The sequence below is a fragment of the Arthrobacter oryzae genome, assembly GCF_030718995.1.
Taxonomy (GTDB): Bacteria; Actinomycetota; Actinomycetes; order Actinomycetales; family Micrococcaceae; genus Arthrobacter; species Arthrobacter oryzae_C.
The window spans coordinates 1,825,263-1,844,290 of the sequence record NZ_CP132204.1 but is presented as its reverse complement, the minus strand read 5'-3'; the positions used below and the strand labels follow the sequence as shown (position 1 = coordinate 1,844,290).

15 protein-coding genes are annotated in these 19,028 nt (G+C 64.4%); 7 read left to right on the top strand and 8 right to left on the bottom strand.

Annotated elements, in window-relative coordinates; genetic code table 11:
* Nucleotides 1–18: 18 nt before the first annotated feature.
* Nucleotides 19–1,356 carry an MFS transporter gene (locus Q8Z05_RS08530; protein WP_305943038.1) on the bottom strand — a complete coding sequence of 446 codons (1,338 nt, stop codon included), beginning with the start codon at nucleotides 1,354–1,356 and terminating at the stop codon, nucleotides 19–21.
* Nucleotides 1,357–1,478: 122 nt separating this feature from the next.
* Nucleotides 1,479–2,237 (bottom strand): LamB/YcsF family protein, encoded by a 759-nt coding sequence (locus tag Q8Z05_RS08525; RefSeq protein WP_305943037.1) that lies wholly within the window; start codon nucleotides 2,235–2,237, stop codon nucleotides 1,479–1,481.
* 106 nt (nucleotides 2,238–2,343) lie between these two features.
* On the opposite strand from Q8Z05_RS08525, the gene Q8Z05_RS08520 reads away from it, so the two are divergent.
* Complete coding sequence (locus Q8Z05_RS08520) at nucleotides 2,344–3,033, top strand: GntR family transcriptional regulator (protein ID WP_305943036.1); 690 nt, start codon at nucleotides 2,344–2,346, stop codon at nucleotides 3,031–3,033.
* Between the two features lie 91 nt (nucleotides 3,034–3,124).
* On the opposite strand, the gene Q8Z05_RS08515 is transcribed toward Q8Z05_RS08520, so the two are convergent.
* From Q8Z05_RS08515 to Q8Z05_RS08500, 4 genes are all read right to left on the bottom strand, one after another.
* Nucleotides 3,125–5,707, bottom strand: coding sequence for a glycoside hydrolase family 78 protein (locus Q8Z05_RS08515; protein WP_305943035.1), 2,583 nt, complete (start codon nucleotides 5,705–5,707; stop codon nucleotides 3,125–3,127).
* A gap of 64 nt (nucleotides 5,708–5,771) precedes the next feature.
* The gene (locus Q8Z05_RS08510; RefSeq protein ID WP_305943034.1) at nucleotides 5,772–6,602 is read right to left on the bottom strand and encodes a carbohydrate ABC transporter permease; all 831 of its coding nucleotides are present in this window, start codon (nucleotides 6,600–6,602) and stop codon (nucleotides 5,772–5,774) included.
* Complete coding sequence (locus Q8Z05_RS08505) at nucleotides 6,599–7,525, bottom strand: carbohydrate ABC transporter permease (protein ID WP_305943033.1); 927 nt, start codon at nucleotides 7,523–7,525, stop codon at nucleotides 6,599–6,601. Before Q8Z05_RS08505 ends, Q8Z05_RS08510 begins: the two co-directional genes overlap by 4 nt.
* A gap of 65 nt (nucleotides 7,526–7,590) precedes the next feature.
* Entirely contained in the window at nucleotides 7,591–8,901 is a 1,311-nt protein-coding gene (locus Q8Z05_RS08500) for an ABC transporter substrate-binding protein (protein WP_305943032.1), read from the bottom strand.
* 202 nt (nucleotides 8,902–9,103) lie between these two features.
* Here Q8Z05_RS08500 and Q8Z05_RS08495 point away from each other — a divergent pair, with 202 nt between their 5' ends.
* Entirely contained in the window at nucleotides 9,104–10,126 is a 1,023-nt protein-coding gene (locus tag Q8Z05_RS08495) for a LacI family DNA-binding transcriptional regulator (RefSeq protein WP_305943031.1), read from the top strand.
* A gap of 63 nt (nucleotides 10,127–10,189) precedes the next feature.
* Here Q8Z05_RS08495 and Q8Z05_RS08490 read toward each other — a convergent pair whose 3' ends face one another.
* The gene (locus Q8Z05_RS08490; RefSeq protein WP_305943030.1) at nucleotides 10,190–11,368 is read right to left on the bottom strand and encodes an MFS transporter; all 1,179 of its coding nucleotides are present in this window, start codon (nucleotides 11,366–11,368) and stop codon (nucleotides 10,190–10,192) included.
* Nucleotides 11,369–11,400: 32 nt separating this feature from the next.
* Nucleotides 11,401–12,315, bottom strand: coding sequence for a LysR family transcriptional regulator (locus tag Q8Z05_RS08485; protein WP_305943029.1), 915 nt, complete (start codon nucleotides 12,313–12,315; stop codon nucleotides 11,401–11,403).
* 275 nt (nucleotides 12,316–12,590) lie between these two features.
* On the opposite strand from Q8Z05_RS08485, the gene Q8Z05_RS08480 reads away from it, so the two are divergent.
* The 5 genes from Q8Z05_RS08480 (at nucleotide 12,591) to Q8Z05_RS08460 (ending at nucleotide 18,982) form a co-directional block, all read left to right on the top strand.
* Nucleotides 12,591–13,670 carry a PrpF domain-containing protein gene (locus Q8Z05_RS08480; protein ID WP_305943028.1) on the top strand — a complete coding sequence of 360 codons (1,080 nt, stop codon included), beginning with the start codon at nucleotides 12,591–12,593 and terminating at the stop codon, nucleotides 13,668–13,670.
* A gap of 81 nt (nucleotides 13,671–13,751) precedes the next feature.
* A complete protein-coding gene (locus tag Q8Z05_RS08475) occupies nucleotides 13,752–14,972 on the top strand; it encodes a Bug family tripartite tricarboxylate transporter substrate binding protein (protein ID WP_305943027.1) in 1,221 nt (406 codons plus the stop codon).
* Nucleotides 14,973–14,980: 8 nt separating this feature from the next.
* Entirely contained in the window at nucleotides 14,981–16,951 is a 1,971-nt protein-coding gene (locus tag Q8Z05_RS08470) for a tripartite tricarboxylate transporter permease (protein ID WP_305943026.1), read from the top strand.
* Between the two features lie 38 nt (nucleotides 16,952–16,989).
* Entirely contained in the window at nucleotides 16,990–17,370 is a 381-nt protein-coding gene (locus Q8Z05_RS08465; RefSeq protein WP_305943025.1) for a universal stress protein, read from the top strand.
* A 217-nt stretch (nucleotides 17,371–17,587) separates the two neighbouring features.
* The gene (locus Q8Z05_RS08460; RefSeq protein ID WP_305943024.1) at nucleotides 17,588–18,982 is read left to right on the top strand and encodes an MFS transporter; all 1,395 of its coding nucleotides are present in this window, start codon (nucleotides 17,588–17,590) and stop codon (nucleotides 18,980–18,982) included.
* The last annotated feature ends 46 nt before the right edge of the window (nucleotides 18,983–19,028 follow it).

The following is a 19,028-nucleotide window of genomic DNA, read 5'->3' as shown; positions in this document are numbered from 1 at the left end:
CCGGACTTTCGCTGCCGCTTAGGCGAGGGAGGCGGCGTCCGCCAGGAGGCGCTCTTCTTCAGCAGTCTGGGGGTTCCGGCCGAGGGCCAGGCCCACCACCGTGACTGCGGAGGCCACCAGCAGGTAGGCCGCGATCAGGTACCAGTCACCGGACGCCGCGTAGAGGGCGGTGAAGATCAGCGGTGCCACGGCGCCGCCGATCACGCCGGCCAGGGTGTAGGCCAGCGAGCTGCCGGCGTAGCGCAGGCGGGCCGGGAACTGCTCGGTGATGTAGGCGGCCTGCGGGCCGTACATGAAGGCGTGGAACGCCAGGCCGATCACCACGCCAATGGTCAGCATCAGCACGGATTTGCCCTCGATCATGAGGAAGAAGAGCGGGATGTAGAGGGCGGTGCCAACCGCGGCGATGCCATAGACCACGCGGCGGTTGAAGCGGTCCGTCAGGGCGCCGGCCAGCGGGATCAGGAACAGCTGGAACGCCGAGCCGATCAGGATGGCCGTGAGGACATTGCCCGTGGTCATGCCGAGCTCCTTGGTGGCGTAGACGGCCACGAAGACGGTGAACAGTGCGTAGAGGATGTCGGGGCAGACGCGGGAGAGGGCGGCGGCGATGAGGGCGCGGGGTTCCTTGCGGAACACCTCGGTGATGGGGGCCTTGGGCTGTTCGCCGTGGGCCGCGATGGCCTTGAACACCGGGGTTTCCTCAAGCTTGAGGCGGATGACCAGGCCGAAGACCACCAGCAGTGCGGAGGCAAGGAAGGCTACGCGCCAGCCCCAGGAGAGGAATGCTTCGGTGCTGAGGGTTGCGGCAAGGAGTGCCAGGACGCCGTTGGCCATCAGGTTGCCGGCGGGCGGGCCGATCTGGGCGGCGGAGGACCAAAAGCCGCGCTTGTTGGCGTCACCGAATTCACTGGAGAGCAGGACGGCACCGCCCCATTCGCCGCCGACGCCGATGCCCTGGGCAAGGCGCAGGAGCACCAGGATGGTGGGGGCTGCCACTCCGATCACGGAGTAGTCGGGCAGCAGGCCGATCAGCACCGTGGCGACGCCGATCAGCATCAGGGTGACCACCAGGACGTGCTTGCGGCCGATCTTGTCACCCAGGCGGCCGAAGATCACGCCGCCGATGGGGCGTGCCAGGTAGCCCACGGCGAAAGCGGAGAAGGAGAGCAGGAGTCCCACGAACTCGTCATTGCCCGGGAAGAAGATCTTGGGGAAGACCAGGGCGGAGGCCACCGAGTAGATGGCGAAGTCGTAATACTCCAGCGAGGTGCCGGTGAGGCTGGCGATGTAGGCCTTCACGGCTCCGGGCGGGATCTTTCGGCCGGAGCGGGCGGCCGTGTGGTGTGTGGTCATGGTTTTTCCTTCAGGTGTGCGGTGGTGCTGCCTGTGTGCTGATTGGGGGGTGCTGATTGGGGGGTGCTGCCGCTCGGCGGGTTTCAGTACGCGGAGCGGTGAAGGGGTTAAGCGAATGCGGTTTAGGCGAAAGCCCTGATGGTGATTCCGGCGTCGGAAAGCGCAGCCCTGACTGCGGCAGCCATGGCTACGGCTCCGGGGGAATCGCCGTGGACACAGATGCTGTCTGCGTTGATTTTCAGGATGGAGCCGTCCACGGTGCGGATGGCTGAGTCGGTGGCCATGCGCAGCACGTGTTCGGCCACGTGGGCCGGGTCATGCAGGACGGCTCCGGGGAGCGAGCGGGAGACGAGCGTGCCGTCGGGATTGTAGGCACGGTCGGCGAAGGCTTCGGAGACGGCGCGGAGTCCGGCGGCCTCGGCCAGCCGCAGCACTTCCGAGCCGGGCAGTCCCAGGATCGGCAGGCCGGCGTCGATCGACTTGACGGCGTCGACGACGGCGCGTGCCTGGGCGGTGTGGGAAACGATCGCGTTGTACAGGCCGCCGTGCGGCTTGACGTAGCGGACGCGGCCGCCTTCCGTGGCGGCCAGAGCCTGCAGCGCGCCGATCTGGTAGACGATGTCGTCAGCCAGTTCGTTGGGGTCGATGTCCACAAAGCGGCGGCCGAAGCCGGAGAGGTCACGGTAGCCCACGTGGGCGCCGATCATGACGCCGGCCTGCACGGCTTCGCGGCAGGTGCGGCGGATGACCGTGGGATCCCCGGCGTGGAAACCGCAGGCCACGTTGGCGCTGGACACGGACTGGAACATTGCCGTGTCGTCGCCCAGGGTCCAGCGGCCGAAGGACTCGCCTACGTCGCTGTTCAGGTCCATGTACACCATTGTGATCCTCGTCTCATCGGGTTCCTCCTACTAGGATGCACCAAATTTAGCGATTGTTCAACAATCCTTCGATTCAACGATGTGACGATCGTGTAAATTCTGGAGTATGGCCATTTCCGAAGCAGCAGTCCAGGGCACGTCCGCCGCCGCCGCGAGGCTGCGTGTTGCCATGCCCTCAGTGGCGGACAGGGTGGCTGATGAGTTGCGCCTGCAGCTGGCCGAGGGAATCCTCCTCCCCGGCACACGGCTGACCGAGTCCACCATCGCCGAGGACCTCGGCGTCTCCCGAAACACGGTGCGCGAGGCCTTTGCCGAGCTGGCCAGCGAACGGCTGGTGGTGCGGCACCCCAACCGGGGGGTTTTTGTGGCGAGCCTGGAGCCCGGCGATATCCACGACGTCTACACCGTCCGCCGGACCATCGAAGTCAGCGCCATCCGCGGCGGGGGCAGCCCGGAGGCAGTGGCAGCCGTGCGCGCGGCGGTGGAGGAAGGCAAGATCGCCGCAGCAGCGAACGACGACGAGGGGCTGGGTACCGCCAACCAGCACTTTCACGGGGCGATCGTCGCATTGGCCGGAAGCCGCCGGCTGAACACGATCATGTCCCAGGTCCTGGCAGAGATGCGGCTGTTCTTCCACAAAGCCACGATGGATGCCAACTTCTACAGCGGCTACCTCAAGGACAACGAGGAGATCTGCGAGGCCCTCGAGGCCGGCGAACTCGAACGGGCCGCAGAGCTGCTGCTGGCCTACCTGGACCGTTCCGAGGCAAAGCAGGCCGAAGTCCACGGGGAGTGAGGACGCGGCCCTGACACACGGAAAGGGGCGGCCCCACCCATGGTGGCACCGCCCCTGCTCCGTGGCCGCCCGCCAGCGGGACAGCCGGCCCCTAGCTCACAGGGGCCACTGCATAGTCGAACGTTCCGGATCCGACGTCCCGGGGTTCCTGCCCGGGCAACTCGACCCGGGCTGTAGCGCCGGTGGGCACCTCGATCTCCACCGTGTAGCCCGCGCCGTTTCGCTGCCACGCGATGGACGCCATCCCGTAGGGCGTCTCGTGCCGGGCGGAGGCTGACGTGAGCCCTCCCCCGGGCTGCGGACGGAACAGGATCCGCCGGTACCCGGGTTCCAGGGGAGCAATTCCGGCCATCACGCGGTGCATCCAGTCCGCCACCGCACCCAGTGCGTAGTGGTTGAAGGACGTCATCTCGCCAGGGTTGATGGAGCCGTCCGGAAGCATGGAATCCCAGCGCTCCCAGATGGTGGTGCCGCCCTGCACCACGGCGTACAGCCAGGAGGGGCACTCCTTCTCGAGAAGGAGATTGTAGGCCGTTTCCAGCTCCCCTGCCGCGGTGAGTGCGTCCGAGACCACGGGAGTGCCGGCAAAGCCTGTCCCGATCCTGTTTCCACCGTCGTGCACCAGCTGGGCGAGGCGCCGCCCGGCCCTTTGCCTGGCGTCGTCGTCGGGGAACAGCCCGAACGCGATCGCCAGGGCATAGGCAGTCTGGGCGTCGCTGGTCATGCGGCCATCGCCATGGATATATTCACGGGCGAAGGCCACTTCCACCGCACGGCTGAGTTCCAGGTAGCGAAGCTCGTCGTCGGTCTTTCCCAATACCGCGGCTGACTTCGCCAGGTGCCGGGCGGACCAGGCGAAATAGGCAGTGGCAACGAGGTGCTTGTCCGTCATCGCCTGGGTGGGATCCTCGGGCGGTGCGGTGGGATCCAGCCAGTCACCCAGCTGGAATCCCGTGTTCCACAGGTGGCCGCTGCCAGCGAGGCGGTCTATCAGGTCAACCCAGGCCTTGGCGCTTTCATATTGGTCAGCCAGGATTTTCGTGTCGTTGAAGCGTTCGTAAAGCGTCCAGGGCGTGAGCACGGCCACGTCACCCCACACGGCTCCGGGACGGATGGGGCTCCAGTAGTTGCCGCCGGGGATGACCGGCACGTACCAGGGCACCGTGCCATCAGGAAGCTGCTCGGCCGCCACATCCTTCAGCCAGGAGGCCAGCATGCCGGAGCAGTCGTAGAGGAAGCTCGCAGTGGGCGCGAAGACCTGGATATCCCCCGTCCAGCCAAGGCGCTCGTCGCGTTGCGGGCAGTCGGTGGGGATGTCCACGAAGTTGCCCTTCATGCTCCACAGCACGTTGTCGTGCAGCCGGTTGAGATCCGCATTCGAGCACTCAAACCAGCCCGTGCGTTCCATGTCCGTGTGGTAGACGCGGGCCACCACGTTCTCAGCGACGTTCCCGCCGCGCCAGCCGGTTATCTCGGCGTAGCGGAAGCCGTGGATCGTGAACCGGGGTTCCCACGTTTCGGTTCCCCGCCCGCCCAGGGTGTAGACGTCCGTAGCGTCGGCCCCGCGCAGGGGACGGGTGTAGAGCTCGCCGTCCTGGAGGACCTCAGCATGCCGCAGGGTCACCACGGCCCCTTCCTCACCCTGAACGGTTACGCGGAGCTTGCCCACAAGATTCTGCCCGAAATCGAGCAAGGTCTTTCCGGACGGCGACTCCCACACCCGCACGGGCCGGACTTCGCCGGTACAGCGGACGGGCGGCCCTTCGGGCGCCACGAGAGTACGGGGGTCACGCTCGACGCCGACGACGGACTGCCAGCCGCCGTCGTCGAAGCCGGGACTGCTCCATCCCTGGGGCAGCTGGCGCGCGTCGTAGCTCTCCCCCTTATAGAGGCTGGACAGCATGATCGGGCCAAAGGCGGCCCTCCAGTCACCGTCGGTGCCGACGACTGTGGTGGAGCCGTCGTCGTGGGTTACCTGCAGCTGCGCAAGCAGCGCCAGCTTTTCACCGTAGATGTTTGCATGCCCGCCCTGGAATCCGATGCGGCCGCGGAACCAGCCGTCCCCCAGCCAGGCGCCGATCGCATTTTCGCCCTTTTCCAGGCGGTCCGTGACGTCGTAGGTGTAGTACCGCAGCCGCTTGCCGTAGACCGTCCACCCCGGTGAGAGGGCGTCGTCGCCCACGCGGGCGCCGTTGATCTCCATTTCGTAGAGGCCGTGCGCCGTCACGTACAGGCGGGCGGAGGCCACCGGGCGGGGAAGCAGGAAGCTCCGGCGCAACAGGGGAGGCTGGCGGTCGGCGTCGGGGTCCTCATTCCAGCCGGGGGAAACCGCAGTGGCAGTCCAGTCGGAGGCGTCCAACAGCCCGGTCTCCACGGGCGCAGCAAGGCTCCATGCGCTTGGCTCCTCCTCGCCTGCGCCCCACACCCGGACACGCACTTCGGCGCGCTGGGCCGACCCGAGGGGCTGGCCCGGCCAGGGGACGAGTACCGAGTCGCCGGAGGCAATCCGTTCACTCGTCCACGAATCGGCGGATGTGGTGACGGAGACCTCGTAGGCCTGTTGCGTCCAGCCGGGTTCGGCTTTCGTTTTCCACGAGATCCGGGGAACAGGGGTTCCGATCCCGAGGGCCTTGGGCAGGTGCTCGAAAGTTACCGCCTGGACTGTGCTGGGCATAGAAATATCTCCTTGTTAGGCGCAGGACGGCAGCGTCCCGGCTGGGGGTCGTGAGTGGCGGCCGTCAGCCCTTGACGGCTCCGGCAGTCATGCCGGCAACGATCTGGCGGTTGAAGAACAGGTACATGACCAGCGGAGGGATGGTGATCAGCAGGATGTTCATGAAGAGCAGGTTGTACGCGGTGGTGAACTGGCTCTGGAAATTGAACAGTGTCAGTTGCACGGTGGCGTTCGCATCGCCGGGCAGGAAGTACAGCGGGTGCTGGAAGTCGTTGAAGACCGCCACGGACTGAACCACGATCACGGTGACGATGACGGAACGCAGCAGCGGGAAGATCACCCGGAAGAACAGCCGCACCGGTCCGCAGCCATCGATGACCGCGGCCTCGTCCAGTTCCCGCGGGATCGTGGAGATGAATGCCCGGAAGAGCATGATGCAAAACGACAGGCCGAAGGCCACTTCGATCAGGATCAGGCCGGGCAGGGTCTTGAAGAGCCCCAGTCCTTGCAGGACCCAGATGGTGGGCACGACAGCAGGCGGGATGATGAGGCCGGAAAGGATCAGGAAGTTGATCAGCGGGTTCCACCGGCTCCGTCGGCGCTGCAGGACCCATGCCACCATCGCCGCGAGGATCACCATGATGGCGACGCTGGCCACCGTGAGGATGGTGCTGTTGATGAAGGCAGTGACCAACATGAATCGGCGGGCGGATAGGACTTCCTGGAAGTTCTCTACCAGTGCGAAGTTGGTGGGCCAGGAGAATTCGAGCCGGTTTGCCTCCCGGCGGTCCTTCATGGCGGTCAAAGCCATAAAGAGCAGCGGGATGACGAAGATGAAGATAGTGACGCTGATGGCCAGTATGCCCAGGCCATAGCGCTTCAGGGCGGCGGTCATGCTTCCACCTCCTTGCGGTTCAGGAACATGGACAGGGGCACGATGATGGCGGTGACAATCAGGAACAGGACCACGTTGCCGGCGGTGGACAGCCCGTAGAAGCCTGCCTGGTACTGCTTGTAGATCACGGAGGCGATCACGTCGGAGGTGAACCCGGGGCCGCCCCTGGTCATGGCCCAGATCAGGTCGAAGGAACGCAGGCCGCCGATGAGGGAGAGGATGATCACGGTTGCGGTGGCCGGTCGGGCCAGCGGCACAGTGATGTTCCAGAAGCATTTGAACGAACTGGCGCCGTCCATTTTGGCGGCCTCAAAATACTCGGACGGTATGGAGACGATGCCGGCGATGAAGATCACCGTTGCCAGGCCCACGCCCTTCCAGACATCCACGAACGCCACTGACATGAGCGCCCAGGCGGGGTCGGTGAGCCATTTGGGTCCTTCGATGCCGACGACGGCCAGGGCCTCGTTGATCATTCCCCTGGATGGGTCCATCAGCACGGTGAAGACGATGCCAACGCCGATGCTGCTCAGGAGCACCGGGAAGAATATGACGGAGCGGAGGTAGCCGCGGGCGATGATCTGCGATGTCAGCAGTACAGCCAGGAGCATTCCGAGGATGACCTTGAGGCTGGACGTCACCACACCGTAGATGAAGGTGTTGGTCAGCCCCTTGAGTAGCGCCGGCTCGGAGAAGAACTGGGCGAAGTTGTCCATCCCGATCCAGGTGAACTCCGTAAGGTTCCAGCGGGTGAAGCTGAAGAAGAACGAGGCAAAGGTGGGAACAACGAACAGAACCGAGTAAACGACGGCGGCAGGCAGGTAGAACCAGTACGGATAGGCCGATTTGCCCTTGCTCCTTTTGGGAGCCGCGGCGTCCAGGGACCGCTTGGCCGGAACGGCCACTGTGGTGTTGGTTGTCATGTGAGTGTCTCCATAGTGCCGTCCGGGCCGGAGCGCGGCCCGGACGGCGTGGTGGTGTAGGAGGTTTAGTTCCAGCCGGGCAGGTTGAGCTGCTGCGCCTGCTTCTTGACGTCCTCGTCGTAGAGGGCGGCACCGTCCTTGGCGGAACGGATTCCCGAGCCGACCTCGACGGTGATCTGTTCAAGGGCGGGACCCTTGACCGGAGAGAGGAATTCCAGCGCAGGGCTGTTCTTGGATTCGTCCTCGAAGTACGGCAGCATGTCCTTCACGGCTGCGGGGACATCATCGGGGAGTGTGCAGTCCTCCACCAGATACGGACCGTTGGCCCCGACGGCCGCTGTCTGGGACGCGCAGCCTTCCTTGCTCGCAATGAAGGCCAGGAACTTCTTGGCTTCCTCAACGTTTTCCGTGGACTTGGGCAGGTAGACGCCACCGGGCAGCCAGACGGTCAGACGGTTTTTCGAAGCGTCGTCACCGGGGAGCGGGAACAGCCCCAGATCGTTGAGCTGGTCCGGGTAGCTCACCTTGATCTCCGGGAGGGCGAAGCTCAGGATGGGGTACTGGGCACCATCGCCGTTGACCAGCTTCTCCAAGCCCTGCGCATAGGTGGCGGAGGCGAAGTCCTCATTGAAGAGCCCCGCCTTGAAGGCCTCCTCCTGGTGTTCGAAGCCCTTAATGGCCGCGGGGTCGGTCGAATACTTGACCTTGTTCGCGGTGTAGTCCTCTGCGAACGCGGGGTTGGCGGCAGCCACATTGGCGAAATCACCCAGGACAAACAGCTGGGACGTCCAGGTGGTCTGGTAGGTCTGGATGATCGGAGCAACGCCGGCGTCCTTGATCTTGCGGCTGTTCTCCATGAACTCAGCCCAGGTCTTTGGAACGGACAGTCCCAGGTCCTGGTAGACCTTCTTGTTGTAGAGGACAGCTCCGGCCGAACCGGTTCCAACCGGTACGCCATAGGCTTCGCTACCCGCCGTCACAACGGGCTTGAAGGACTCTGAGACGTTGTCCATGAACGGCTCGCTGGTCAGCGGTACGAGGTTCTGTTCGGGATTGATCTGCTGGAAGAGCGAACCGGTGTTGTAGGAAAAAACGTCGGCCATGTCGCCGGTGGCAAGCTTGGTCTTGACGATGTTGTCGCCGTCGCCGCCCTGCGGCCTGGTTTCAATCTCTACTTTGATGTCCGGGTTCGCCGCATGAAAGTCTTCGGCGAGTTTTTCCGCATAAGTGAGGGTGTTTTCGGTGTTGTCGACCAACCAGGTGATGGTCTTTGCATCACTGCTCTCGCCTCCGCCGGCCGAGCATCCGGTGAGTACCAGTGCTGCCGCCGTGACACTTCCGGCGAGGACGGACCAGCGCCGTGGGGTCCTGATCATCTTTACCTCCTTGTAAAGCCGCAGGCCCTTTGGTGGTCCTGTGGAACGTTTCAATTGGATCGAAAGGAAAAATACTGTCTCTTGAAGGTGCTTGTGTAGATCGGTCTACTTTTTCCACTGTAAGGGAGCTCACATTCGAACGCAAGAGATTTTCGTAGATCAGTCTACAATTTCTTTTACGACCACACAGGAGGGAGGCGACGTGACGGGACAGACCAAGAGGGCGACCATCAGTGACGTCGCGCTCCACGCCGGGGTGTCCCGTGCCGCAGTCTCCAAGGTTCTCCGGGGAGCCTACGGGGTCAGCGACATTATGAAAACCCGCGTGGAAACCTCCATGGACGCCTTGGGATACCGGCCATCTGCCCTCGCCCGCGGCATGCGCGGGAGCAGCTTCACCCTCGGCGTCTTTGTGGTTGACCTCTCCAACACGTTTGTCTCGGTGCTGATTGAAGGGATCCGGACGGAGGCGGAGCTTCGGGGGTACCAGGTGTTTATCGGGGAGGCCAACAGGGGGCTGAACCAACAGCAGCGCATGATCGAGGCCATGATGGACAGGAAGATGGACGGTCTTGTGCTTATCGCCCCCTTCGGGACCGAAGAGGAGCTGGAGAAAATCGGGCGCAGCACTCCCACCGTGGTTCTCGGCCGCCACGGCCCGGGCCAGAACTATGACACCGTGGCCAGCGATGACGTCGCCGGCAGCGCCTTGATCGTTGACCATCTGGTGTCACTGGGCCACCGGCGGATCACCCACCTCCTGCACATTGGCAGGGAAAAAAACGAAAGCACCATGCCCCAGTCCGTCCGGGCCAAGGGCTACGTGGAAGCAATGGTCCGCAACGGCCTCGAAGGTGAGGTTGACCTCCTGGAATCCAGGTGGAGCCAGGAAGGCGGAGCAGTGGCTGCGGATCAGATGCTGGGACGGGCCGCTCCTCCCACAGCGGTACACACGGGCACCGACATGGCAGCTTTCGGCGTGCTCGCCAGATTTTATGATCTCGGCATACCGGTCCCGGGGGACTTCTCCGTGGTGGGTTACGACAACGCCCTGGCGGCTGCCCTCCCCCAGATCGCCCTCACCACCGTGGACCAGTCGGGCATAGAAATGGGCTCCATTGCCACCCGGCTCCTGGTGGAACGGATCGAGGGCCGCAGCGAACCCGTGTCCACCCTCGTTCCGCCAAAGCTTGTCATTCGCAAGACATCCGGGCCCCCGCGCTAGTCCAATGACCGCCCCTCAGGTGCTCTAATGCTCGCGGCCGCAGTGGACTGCGGCGAAGGGCCGTCAGGCGTTGGGCTTCCTTGGCCATCTAATGGACGCGGCGCACAACACGGCCGCGGACATCCACAGGGCCCCTCCCGGCCCCGCCGGCGCGGCCAGCACTCCCGCACCGATCGGCAAGGCAACTTGCCCGAGCCGGTTGCCAAGCAGGCGCAGTGCCAGTGCTGCACCCCGCGACTCCGGAGGAACAGCCTGGGTAATGAGTGTCATCGTGATCGGCTGCCCCAGCCCCAGGAAGAATCCCACGATGGCCAAAAGGACGGCAGCCGGCACAGGATTCGAGAACACCCATGGCAGAACCGCAAGGGTGGTTCCCGCTCCCGCAAGGCTGGCGGTGATGAGTCCGGTCCTGCTCCAGCGGGACAGCATCACGGGAAGGAGCAGGCGGGAAGAAATCGACGCAGCTGCCCGGATGGCCAGCAGAACGCCAATTCCGATAGGGGCAATCCCGCGCTCTTCTCCCAGGAGCGGGAGGAACGCAACAATAATGTCGGTAGTGGCCAGCAGTGCAAGGCTGGCCAGCATGTTGGTCTTCACCGTGGGGATGCCCAGGAGGTGGGCCACGGATTTCGAGGGGGATTTCTGCGGCGTCGGCGCGTCCGCGGCCTCCCGCGCGGGTGCCCGATCCTTCACCGAGGAGCCCAGGGCGACCGGAATGGCCAGCATCGAGATTGCACCAGCGAGCAGCAGCGCCGTGTTGGCGTCCACAAGCCGGGCGTCGGCGGGCGCGTTCCCTGCAGATCCCATGGCCAGGCCCGCCAGGAGCGGACCAACGAGCTGGCCCAGGGAGAATGCCGCGGTGAACCAGCCGAAGGCTGCGTCCATGCGGCTGAGGGGGACAAACCTGGCGATGGCGGACTGTCCTGCAATGGTGAAGCACAAGTGCCCGATACCCAGCACTGCACTGGCGACGCCGACCAGCAGCAGGGACGGGGCGGTGGACAAGAGGAACGGACCGGCTGCGAGCAAGAGCGTTCCGGCCAGGGTGATTCCCTTCATCGACGCACGGCGGTCCGACATCCGCCCGAGCCACAGGGCGATCGCGACCGGAAGAAGCGCAAACGAGGCCGAGGTCAGGCCCACCGCAACGGAATCGCCGCCGAGGGACAGCACCTTGTAGGAGATGAGTGGCCGCGCCAGATTGAGGGCGATCTGGCACAGCACTGCGGATGCGATGAGCATCCACAACCAGCGTCGCGACTGCCTGCCACCCCTCACCGGAAATCCGCGGTTGTATCTTTGGCGACCTCCAGGAGCGTCGTTTGGAAGGCTATTTCGGCTGCGGCGCGCACTCTGTCGTGGCGGTGCGCGAGGAGCACCCGCCGGGACGGCGCCGTCGAGCCGAGTGACACGATGCTGACGCCGGGGTGTTTGTTGACCACCGCCGTTCGGGGTGCCAGCGCTATGCCCAGGCCCACACTGACCATGGCCTGCGCTTCCTGGTAGTCGTTGGCCTGGAAAGCGATGCGGGGCGTGAACCCTACGGCGCTTGCGCTCCTTTGCAGCACTTCGACGACAGGATGCTGATCTCCGCGAACGATCCATTCCTCCGAGGCCAGGTCCGCCATGTCCACCTGCTTCCGGCGTGCCAAGCGGTGGTCCTTGCCGACGATGAGTGCGGTTGCGTCTTCGAAAACGGTGGTGAGGGCAAAGTCTTCCGGATTGATCCGGTTCCATTCGTAGTCCCAGAGCAGGGACATCCCCACCTGGCCGTTTTCGAGCATTTCAACCAGTTCCTCAAAGCGGCTGCTGCGGACGTGCAGCTCTATCGCCGGATATTCCTTCTTGAACCTGCTGATCACGATCGGAAGGAATGACCCGCCCAGGGTGGGAAACGTCCCCATGGTGAGGCTGCCCCGGTGGAGCCCCGCGATTTCCGCCAGGTCCGCTTCGGCAGCAGCCATCTGCCGCAGGATACGGCGGGTGTGTGATGCGAGGACATGCCCGGCATCGGTGGGAACCATGCCGCGCGTCTGCCGCTGCAGAAGCGGCTGGCCGATTTCGGCTTCCAGCCGCCGCAGCTGCTGCGACACCCCCGACGGAGAATACACATGCTTTTCAGCAACAGCGGTAATGGATCCCAGTTCCACCACATCGAGCAACAATTCGAGCCTTCGGACGTTCAGCACAGCCCGCCTCCTTTGAAGTGTTTCTTATTCCCCCCTCACAATCCTATGCGCACGCTTCATCGGGACCGGTAATTCGGCGAGGTATCGGAGGCTTGGAGCCGGAGCCAAGGGCAAAGCACGCAAAATTAACCGGATCTCCGCGCAGTGATTGAAGCAAAAGTGCATACTCATGCATAATTTAGCGTTTGTAATTCACATGAGCCGCGGATCACACTTAGACCAGCCGGCATGGCGTTAAGGCCCAATGAAGGGCCCAGGAAGGTGTGGAAGCAATCATGTTTAGAATCCCAGCAGCGTGGATGCGAGGCGGGACCAGCAAATGCTGGGTGTTTGAGTGGGACAACCTCCAGGTCCCGGGCAAGAGTGTCGACGAAGTCCTCCTCCGCCTGTTCGGCAGCCCCGACAACCGCCAGATCGACGGTGTAGGCGGCGGAACCTCCACCACCAGCAAGGCAGTTATCCTGTCCCGTTCCCTCAGCGCCGAGGCCGACGTCGACTACACGTTTGCGCAGGTCGCCGTCGATGAGCAGAGGGTGGACTGGGGCAGCAACTGCGGCAACTGCTCAGCCGTGGTCGCCCCGTATGCCATTCAGCGGGGCTGGGTGGATGCCGGCCGTGAGAGCACCTCGGTCCGGACACTGAACACCAACACCGATCAGCTCATACTGCAAAAGGTTCCCACCCCGGACGGCAAACTTCAGGATCCCGGCACGCAGGTAATTCCGGGCGTTCCATTCCCCGGCCTGTCCGTCGGCATGGGCTTCCTGGATCCCGCAGGCAGGACCACCGGGAAGCTGTTTCCGACGGGGGAACCGGTGGAGAAGGTGACGTTCGACGGGCGTGAAGTTCCGGCCACACTTATTGACGCCGGTGCCCCGCTGATCATTCTGGACGCCGAGTCCCTTGGCCTCAGGGGAGACGAAACGGCCGCGGAGATTGACGGCCAGGCTGCGTTGCTTGTGCACCTGGACGACGTACGCAGGGATGCAGCCGTCCGCATGGGCCTAGCCGCGACACGTGCTGAGGCGGAGCGGGCCATTCCAAAGCTGGCACTGGTTGGCAGAGCCGCCGCGGAGGATGAAGCAGACCTCAACGTGAGGATGCTCTCCATGGGCAGGCTCCATCCCGCCCTGGCCATTACAGGAAGCGTCGCGTTGACGATGGCCGCACAGCACGAAGGCACCGTGGTCCGGGAGCTCCTGACAGCTGACGGCTCATCCGGGCTGATCATGCGCACCCCGGCCGGGCTCGTCCAGACATGGGCGGAGATCCGCGACGGCGTCCCCGTCGTCGGAACCATCCGAAGCTCCCGGCGCATCGCTGACGCAGAACTGCTGCTGCCAGAGTCCTGGTAAGCGGAACCAAAAAAATAGCCTTCCTCCCGTTGACCCGAAGTGGTGTTGCATTGAGGAAGGCACTAACCAAAGGATTCCTCAATGACGAGCAATAAGTCATCCTTGGAGCCGCCCGGGCTCTCCCCCGAAAGCACCACGGGCCAGGCATTCGGGCAGGCTGAACCAACGGAGCAGCCCGATCCGCCCAAGCACTCCCGGCGCACCATCCTTGCCGCCGTCGGCGCCTTCGCGCTGCTGGGCACTGCGACCACCGTCCTGGGCGGAAGCCTGTTGAACCCGCCGTCCAGCACCGAGGACGGGGACTTTAGCGGAGAAACCCTGGAGTTCCTGATCCCCCTCGCGTCCGGCGGCGGAACGGATACCTGGGCGCGCTTCATCGGGACCGAACTGACAAACTACGTCCCGGGCCGTCCCGGGTTTGCGCCCGTGAACGAAGCCGGCGGCGAAGGCATCCTGGGCACCAACCGGTTCGCGCGGTCCGCCAAGACCGACGGCACGGAGATCCTCGTCGGGACCGCATCGACAGTGGTGCCGTGGGTGCTGGGCCGTTCGGCCGTGAAGTACTCCTTCGAGGACCTCAAGCCCGTCGTCGTCAACGGCACCGGCGGCGTCATCTACGCCCGCGCCGAAGCCGGAGTGGCCGGCGTGCAGGACCTGATCAACCGGGACCGGCCACTCGAATTCGGCGGGATCAGCGCCACAGGCCTGGACATCACCACCCTGGTGGCTTTCGACCTGCTCGAAGCAGACGTCACAAGCACCTTCGGTTTCGAAGGCCGGGGGCCGGTCAACCTCGCTCTGCAGCGGGGGGAAATCGACCTGGATTACCAGACGACGTCGGCCTATGGCTCCGCCGTCGCGGGCATCGTCAAGGAGGGCAAAGCCGTGGTCCTGATGTCCTTCGGCCAGTTGAACGACGCCGGGGACGTGGTGCGCGATCCTAACTTCCCCGACGTTCCCACGGTCGCAGAAGCCTACGAAACGCTGCACGGGAAGAAGCCCTCGGGCGAAAAGTTCGAGGCGTACAAGACCCTGCTCGGGCTGACCTACACGTATCAAAAAGGTCTCTGGGTTCCTGAGGAGACACCCGGGAAAGCCTACGAGCTGCTGCGCCAGTCCAGCGAAAAACTCGGCACAGACCCTGCATTCCAGGAGAAGGCTTCCAAAGTCCTCGGCGGATATCCCCTCGTCGCGGATACCGGCGTGGCCGACCGCGTCCGGGACGCCTACACCGTCAGCAGCTCCGTCCGGTCCTATGTCACGGGCCTGCTCGCGAGCAAATACAACATCCACGTTGAATAAGGACCATCATGCTTGACTCCGCAATGGCAGCGCTGGCATCCCTCGCTGACCCCTCCCTGCTCATCATGCTCCTGATCGGCACCGTGGCCGGGCTGATCATGGGCCTCATCCCGGGACTGGGCGGCACAGGAGCCGTCGCGATCCTCCTGCCCATCACGTTCGGCATGGAACCGCCCCAGGCTTTGGCGCTCCTCATCGGCGCCCTTGCCGTTGTCCACACCTCAGATACCGTCTCCGCCGTACTGCTCGGGGCGCCGGGCTCGGCATCAGCCAGCGTCACCATGCTTGACGGATATTCCATGGCGAAAAAGGGACAGGCAGCCCGCGCGCTGACACTGGCCTTCCTTTCCTCCATGGCCGGCGGCATCATCGGTGCCGTCGGCCTGACGCTGGCGATCCCGCTGGCCCGGCCCCTGGTCCTGTCCTTCGCCAGCCCCGAACTCTTTATGCTGACCGTCCTCGGTGTAGCGCTGGCCGCTGTCCTGTCACGGGGAAACATCATCAAAGGTGTCTCGGCCGGCCTCCTTGGCTTGGTCCTCGGCATGGTCGGAACGTCACCGACCACGGCGGAGGAGCGCTTCACCTTCGGCAGCCTGTTCCTTGGTGACGGCCTCTCGCTCGTGGCAGTTGCGCTTGGCATCTTCGGCCTCGCCGAAATTGCGTCCCGCGCCAGCCAGCGCCGCGGGCAGAAGGAAACCATCACCCTCGGCGGCGGCTGGGGGCAAGGCATCCGGGAGTGGCTCAGCCACTGGACGCAGGTCATCCGTGGAGCACTCATCGGCATCTGGGCAGGCGTCCTGCCGGGCGTCGGCGCCACCGCAGGAACCTGGCTGGCCTACGGTCAGGCTGTGGCGACGGCCAAGGACAAGCGGCAGTTCGGCAAGGGCGACCCCCGCGGCATCGTGGGTCCCGAAAGCGCCAACAACTCCGTGGAAGCCGGCGACCTGATTCCCACCCTGCTCTTCGGCATCCCCGGCGGTGTTCCCTCAGCCATGCTGCTGGGAATGCTCCTGACCTACGGCATTCAGCCGGGGCCCTCCATCATCACCGAACACCTTGACCTGATGTACCTGATCGTCTGGTCCTTCGCAATCGCCTCGATCCTCGGCGCGCTGTTCTGCTTCCTCAGCGTCAAGCAGCTCGCCAAGCTGACCAAGGTCCCCTTCGCGGTCCTGGCGGCGGGCCTGGTGGCCGTTATGCTCCTGGGCTCCTTCCAGGAAGGCGGACAGCTCGGCGATCTCTGGATCATGATCATCCTCGGCGTCTTCGGCTGGCTGCTGAAGTCGACCGGGTTCCCCCGGGCGCCGTTCCTGATCGGCTTCGTTCTGGCCATCCCCCTGGAACGCTACTACTTCCTCACGGACAGCCTGTACGAAGGATTCGACTGGATGGCACGCCCCGGTGTGCTGGTCTTCCTGGCAATCCTGATCCTGCCGATGATCTGGGCGTTCATCAAGTTCATCCGCGCCCGCCGCAAGACCAACCTCGACGACGGACACCGGGACGAGCAGCCCGAGGATGACGAGGCCCCGCTGAAGAATTCCACCTGGTCGCTCGCCGCGTCAGGCATCTTCGCCATAGCCTTCGCCGCGGCGCTGATCTCATCGGCGGGGTTCTCTCCGGAAGCCAGGCTGGTTCCCCAGCTGGTGAGCATCGGAGGGCTGGTCTTCTCCGGAATCCTGCTCTTCATTGAGATCCGGACACGGCTCCGCGCCAGGACCGAGAAGGCGGGCTGGACCCTTGACGCAAAGTTCGCGCTGAAAACCTTCGTCTGGATGACAGGCTTCCTGGCGCTCACAGCCGCCCTCGGCTACCTGGTCGCAGTCATGATCTTCATCCCGGCTTTCCTGCTGATCGTCGCACGGGCACGGCTCAAAGTCGCCGTCATCTACACGGGCGTGCTCTACGTGGTACTGCTGGCCCTCCCGTCGCTGCTGCCGATCGACCTGCCCCAGGGCTGGCTCAACACACTCGTCTAAATCGACGCCACGTCATCGAAGCCATTGGAGGACAACCCATGACCATACTCGTAGCCTATGCACCCGCCCCGGAGGGCAGGGAGGCGCTGACTGAAGGAATCAAGGAAGCCCACCTGAGAAAGTCGGACCTTCTCATCGTGAACATCGGCCGTGGCCACCACGACCTCGACACACAGGAACTGCAGGAGCTGGAAAGCCAGCTGACCGCGGCCGGACTCACGCTGACCATGGAAGCGTCCGTCCTGGCCGATCCAGGCGACGCCGTCATCCAGATCGCACAGGACCGCAATGTTGAGATGGTGGTCATAGGCCTGCGGCACCGATCCATGGTGGGCAAGCTCATCCTCGGCAGCACCGTTCAGCGGATTCTCCTCGACGCCACGTGCCCCGTGCTCGCCGTCCGGCCCGACAGGCTCTGAACCGCCGGCACAGACTGCCGGACCCTCCGTCCGGCCCGCGTGCTGCAGTTTCCGCACTCCATCGCAACAGGTAGCCCGACGGACGGGCGCGGGGACGGCGCAGCATGCAAAAGGAGGCAGGGTGGCCACGAGGCCACCCTGCCTCCTCCCATGACTCCCCCTACGAAATCCCAGCTGACCGTGTCCGCGCCGGTCGCATGTCAGTAAACTTGGTCGCATGACCGAGCAGGAACCTCGGCTGGCCACTCCTGACGGTGTCGACTCGTCCTTGCGCAGTCCGGAGCAGAGATCCCGCACCTTCGCCGGGATCCTGGTGAACACCGCCCTCGCCAACATCACCACCAGCTACCTGTGGTTCGCGCTGACGTTCTGGGTGTACCTGGAGACGCGCAACGTAATCGCCACCGGGGTGATCGGGGGTGCGTACATGCTGTTGATCGCCCTTTCCAGCATCAGCTTCGGCACGTTCGTGGACCGTTACCGCAAACTGGCCGTGATGCGCTTCGCCGCCGCTTTCACACTGGTGATGTTCCTGCTGTCCGGCGTCATGTTCCTGCTGACTCCCACTGACCGGATGCTGGACCTGACAACGCCGTGGTTCTGGATCTTCGCCGTGGTCATCCTGGTCGGCGCGGTGGTTGAGAACATGCGCAACGTCGCCCTCTCCACCACCGTCACCATCCTTATCGAGCCGGACCGGCGGGCCAACGCCAACGGCATGGTCGGCATGGTGCAGGGGCTGGCTTTCATCGTCACCTCCGTGCTCTCCGGGCTGTCGGTGGGTCTCCTGGGCATGGGGTGGACGGTTCTGGTCGCCGTCGTGCTTACGGCGCTGGCCTTCGCGCACCTGCTCACGCTCCGCCTTCCGGAGGAGGTGCGGGTGGCCGCCACGGACGCCCACGGCGCGTTCGACCTGCGCGGCTCCCTTGCCGCCGTCCTGGCCATCGCCGGACTGTTCGCCCTGATCCTGTTCACCACATTCAACAACTTCATCGGCGGCGTCTACATGGCCTTGATGGATCCGTACGGCCTGGAAATGTTCCCCGTGGAGGTGTGGGGAGCCGTCTTCGCGGTCGGTTCCACCGGCTTCATCATTGGCGGAGCCCTGATTGGCAAGTTCGGGCTCGGGTCCAACCCCCTGCGCACCATGCTCATCGCAGTGGTCGTCATGGGGTTCCTCGGAGCGGTGTTCACGCTGCGGGAGTGGGCGTGGCTGTACATCACCGGCATCTGGCTGTATCTGGTCCTGATACCTTTCGTGGAGGCCGCCGAGCAGACGGTCATCCAGCAGGTAGTGCCCCTCCCCCGGCAGGGCCGGGTGTTCGGATTCGCCATGGCCTTCGAGTCCGCGGCAGCGCCGATCACCGCGTTCCTCATCGCGCCGATCGCCCAGGTCTGGATCATTCCGTACGCACGGTCTGCCGAAGGTGCCGCCCAGCTGGCCCCGCTGCTGGGCGAGGGAACCTCCCGCGGCATCGCCCTGGTGTTCCTGATCGCCGGGATCATCATGATCGTTGCAGCCCTGCTGGCCTTCCTCACTCCGGTCTACCGCCGGGTCACGGCGTCCTACGCACGGGCGGCAGAAGGGCAGGAAGTCTTATCATCCGACTGACCCTGGGCGTAGTCTGGACGGAATTATCCAGAATGGCACAACAGGA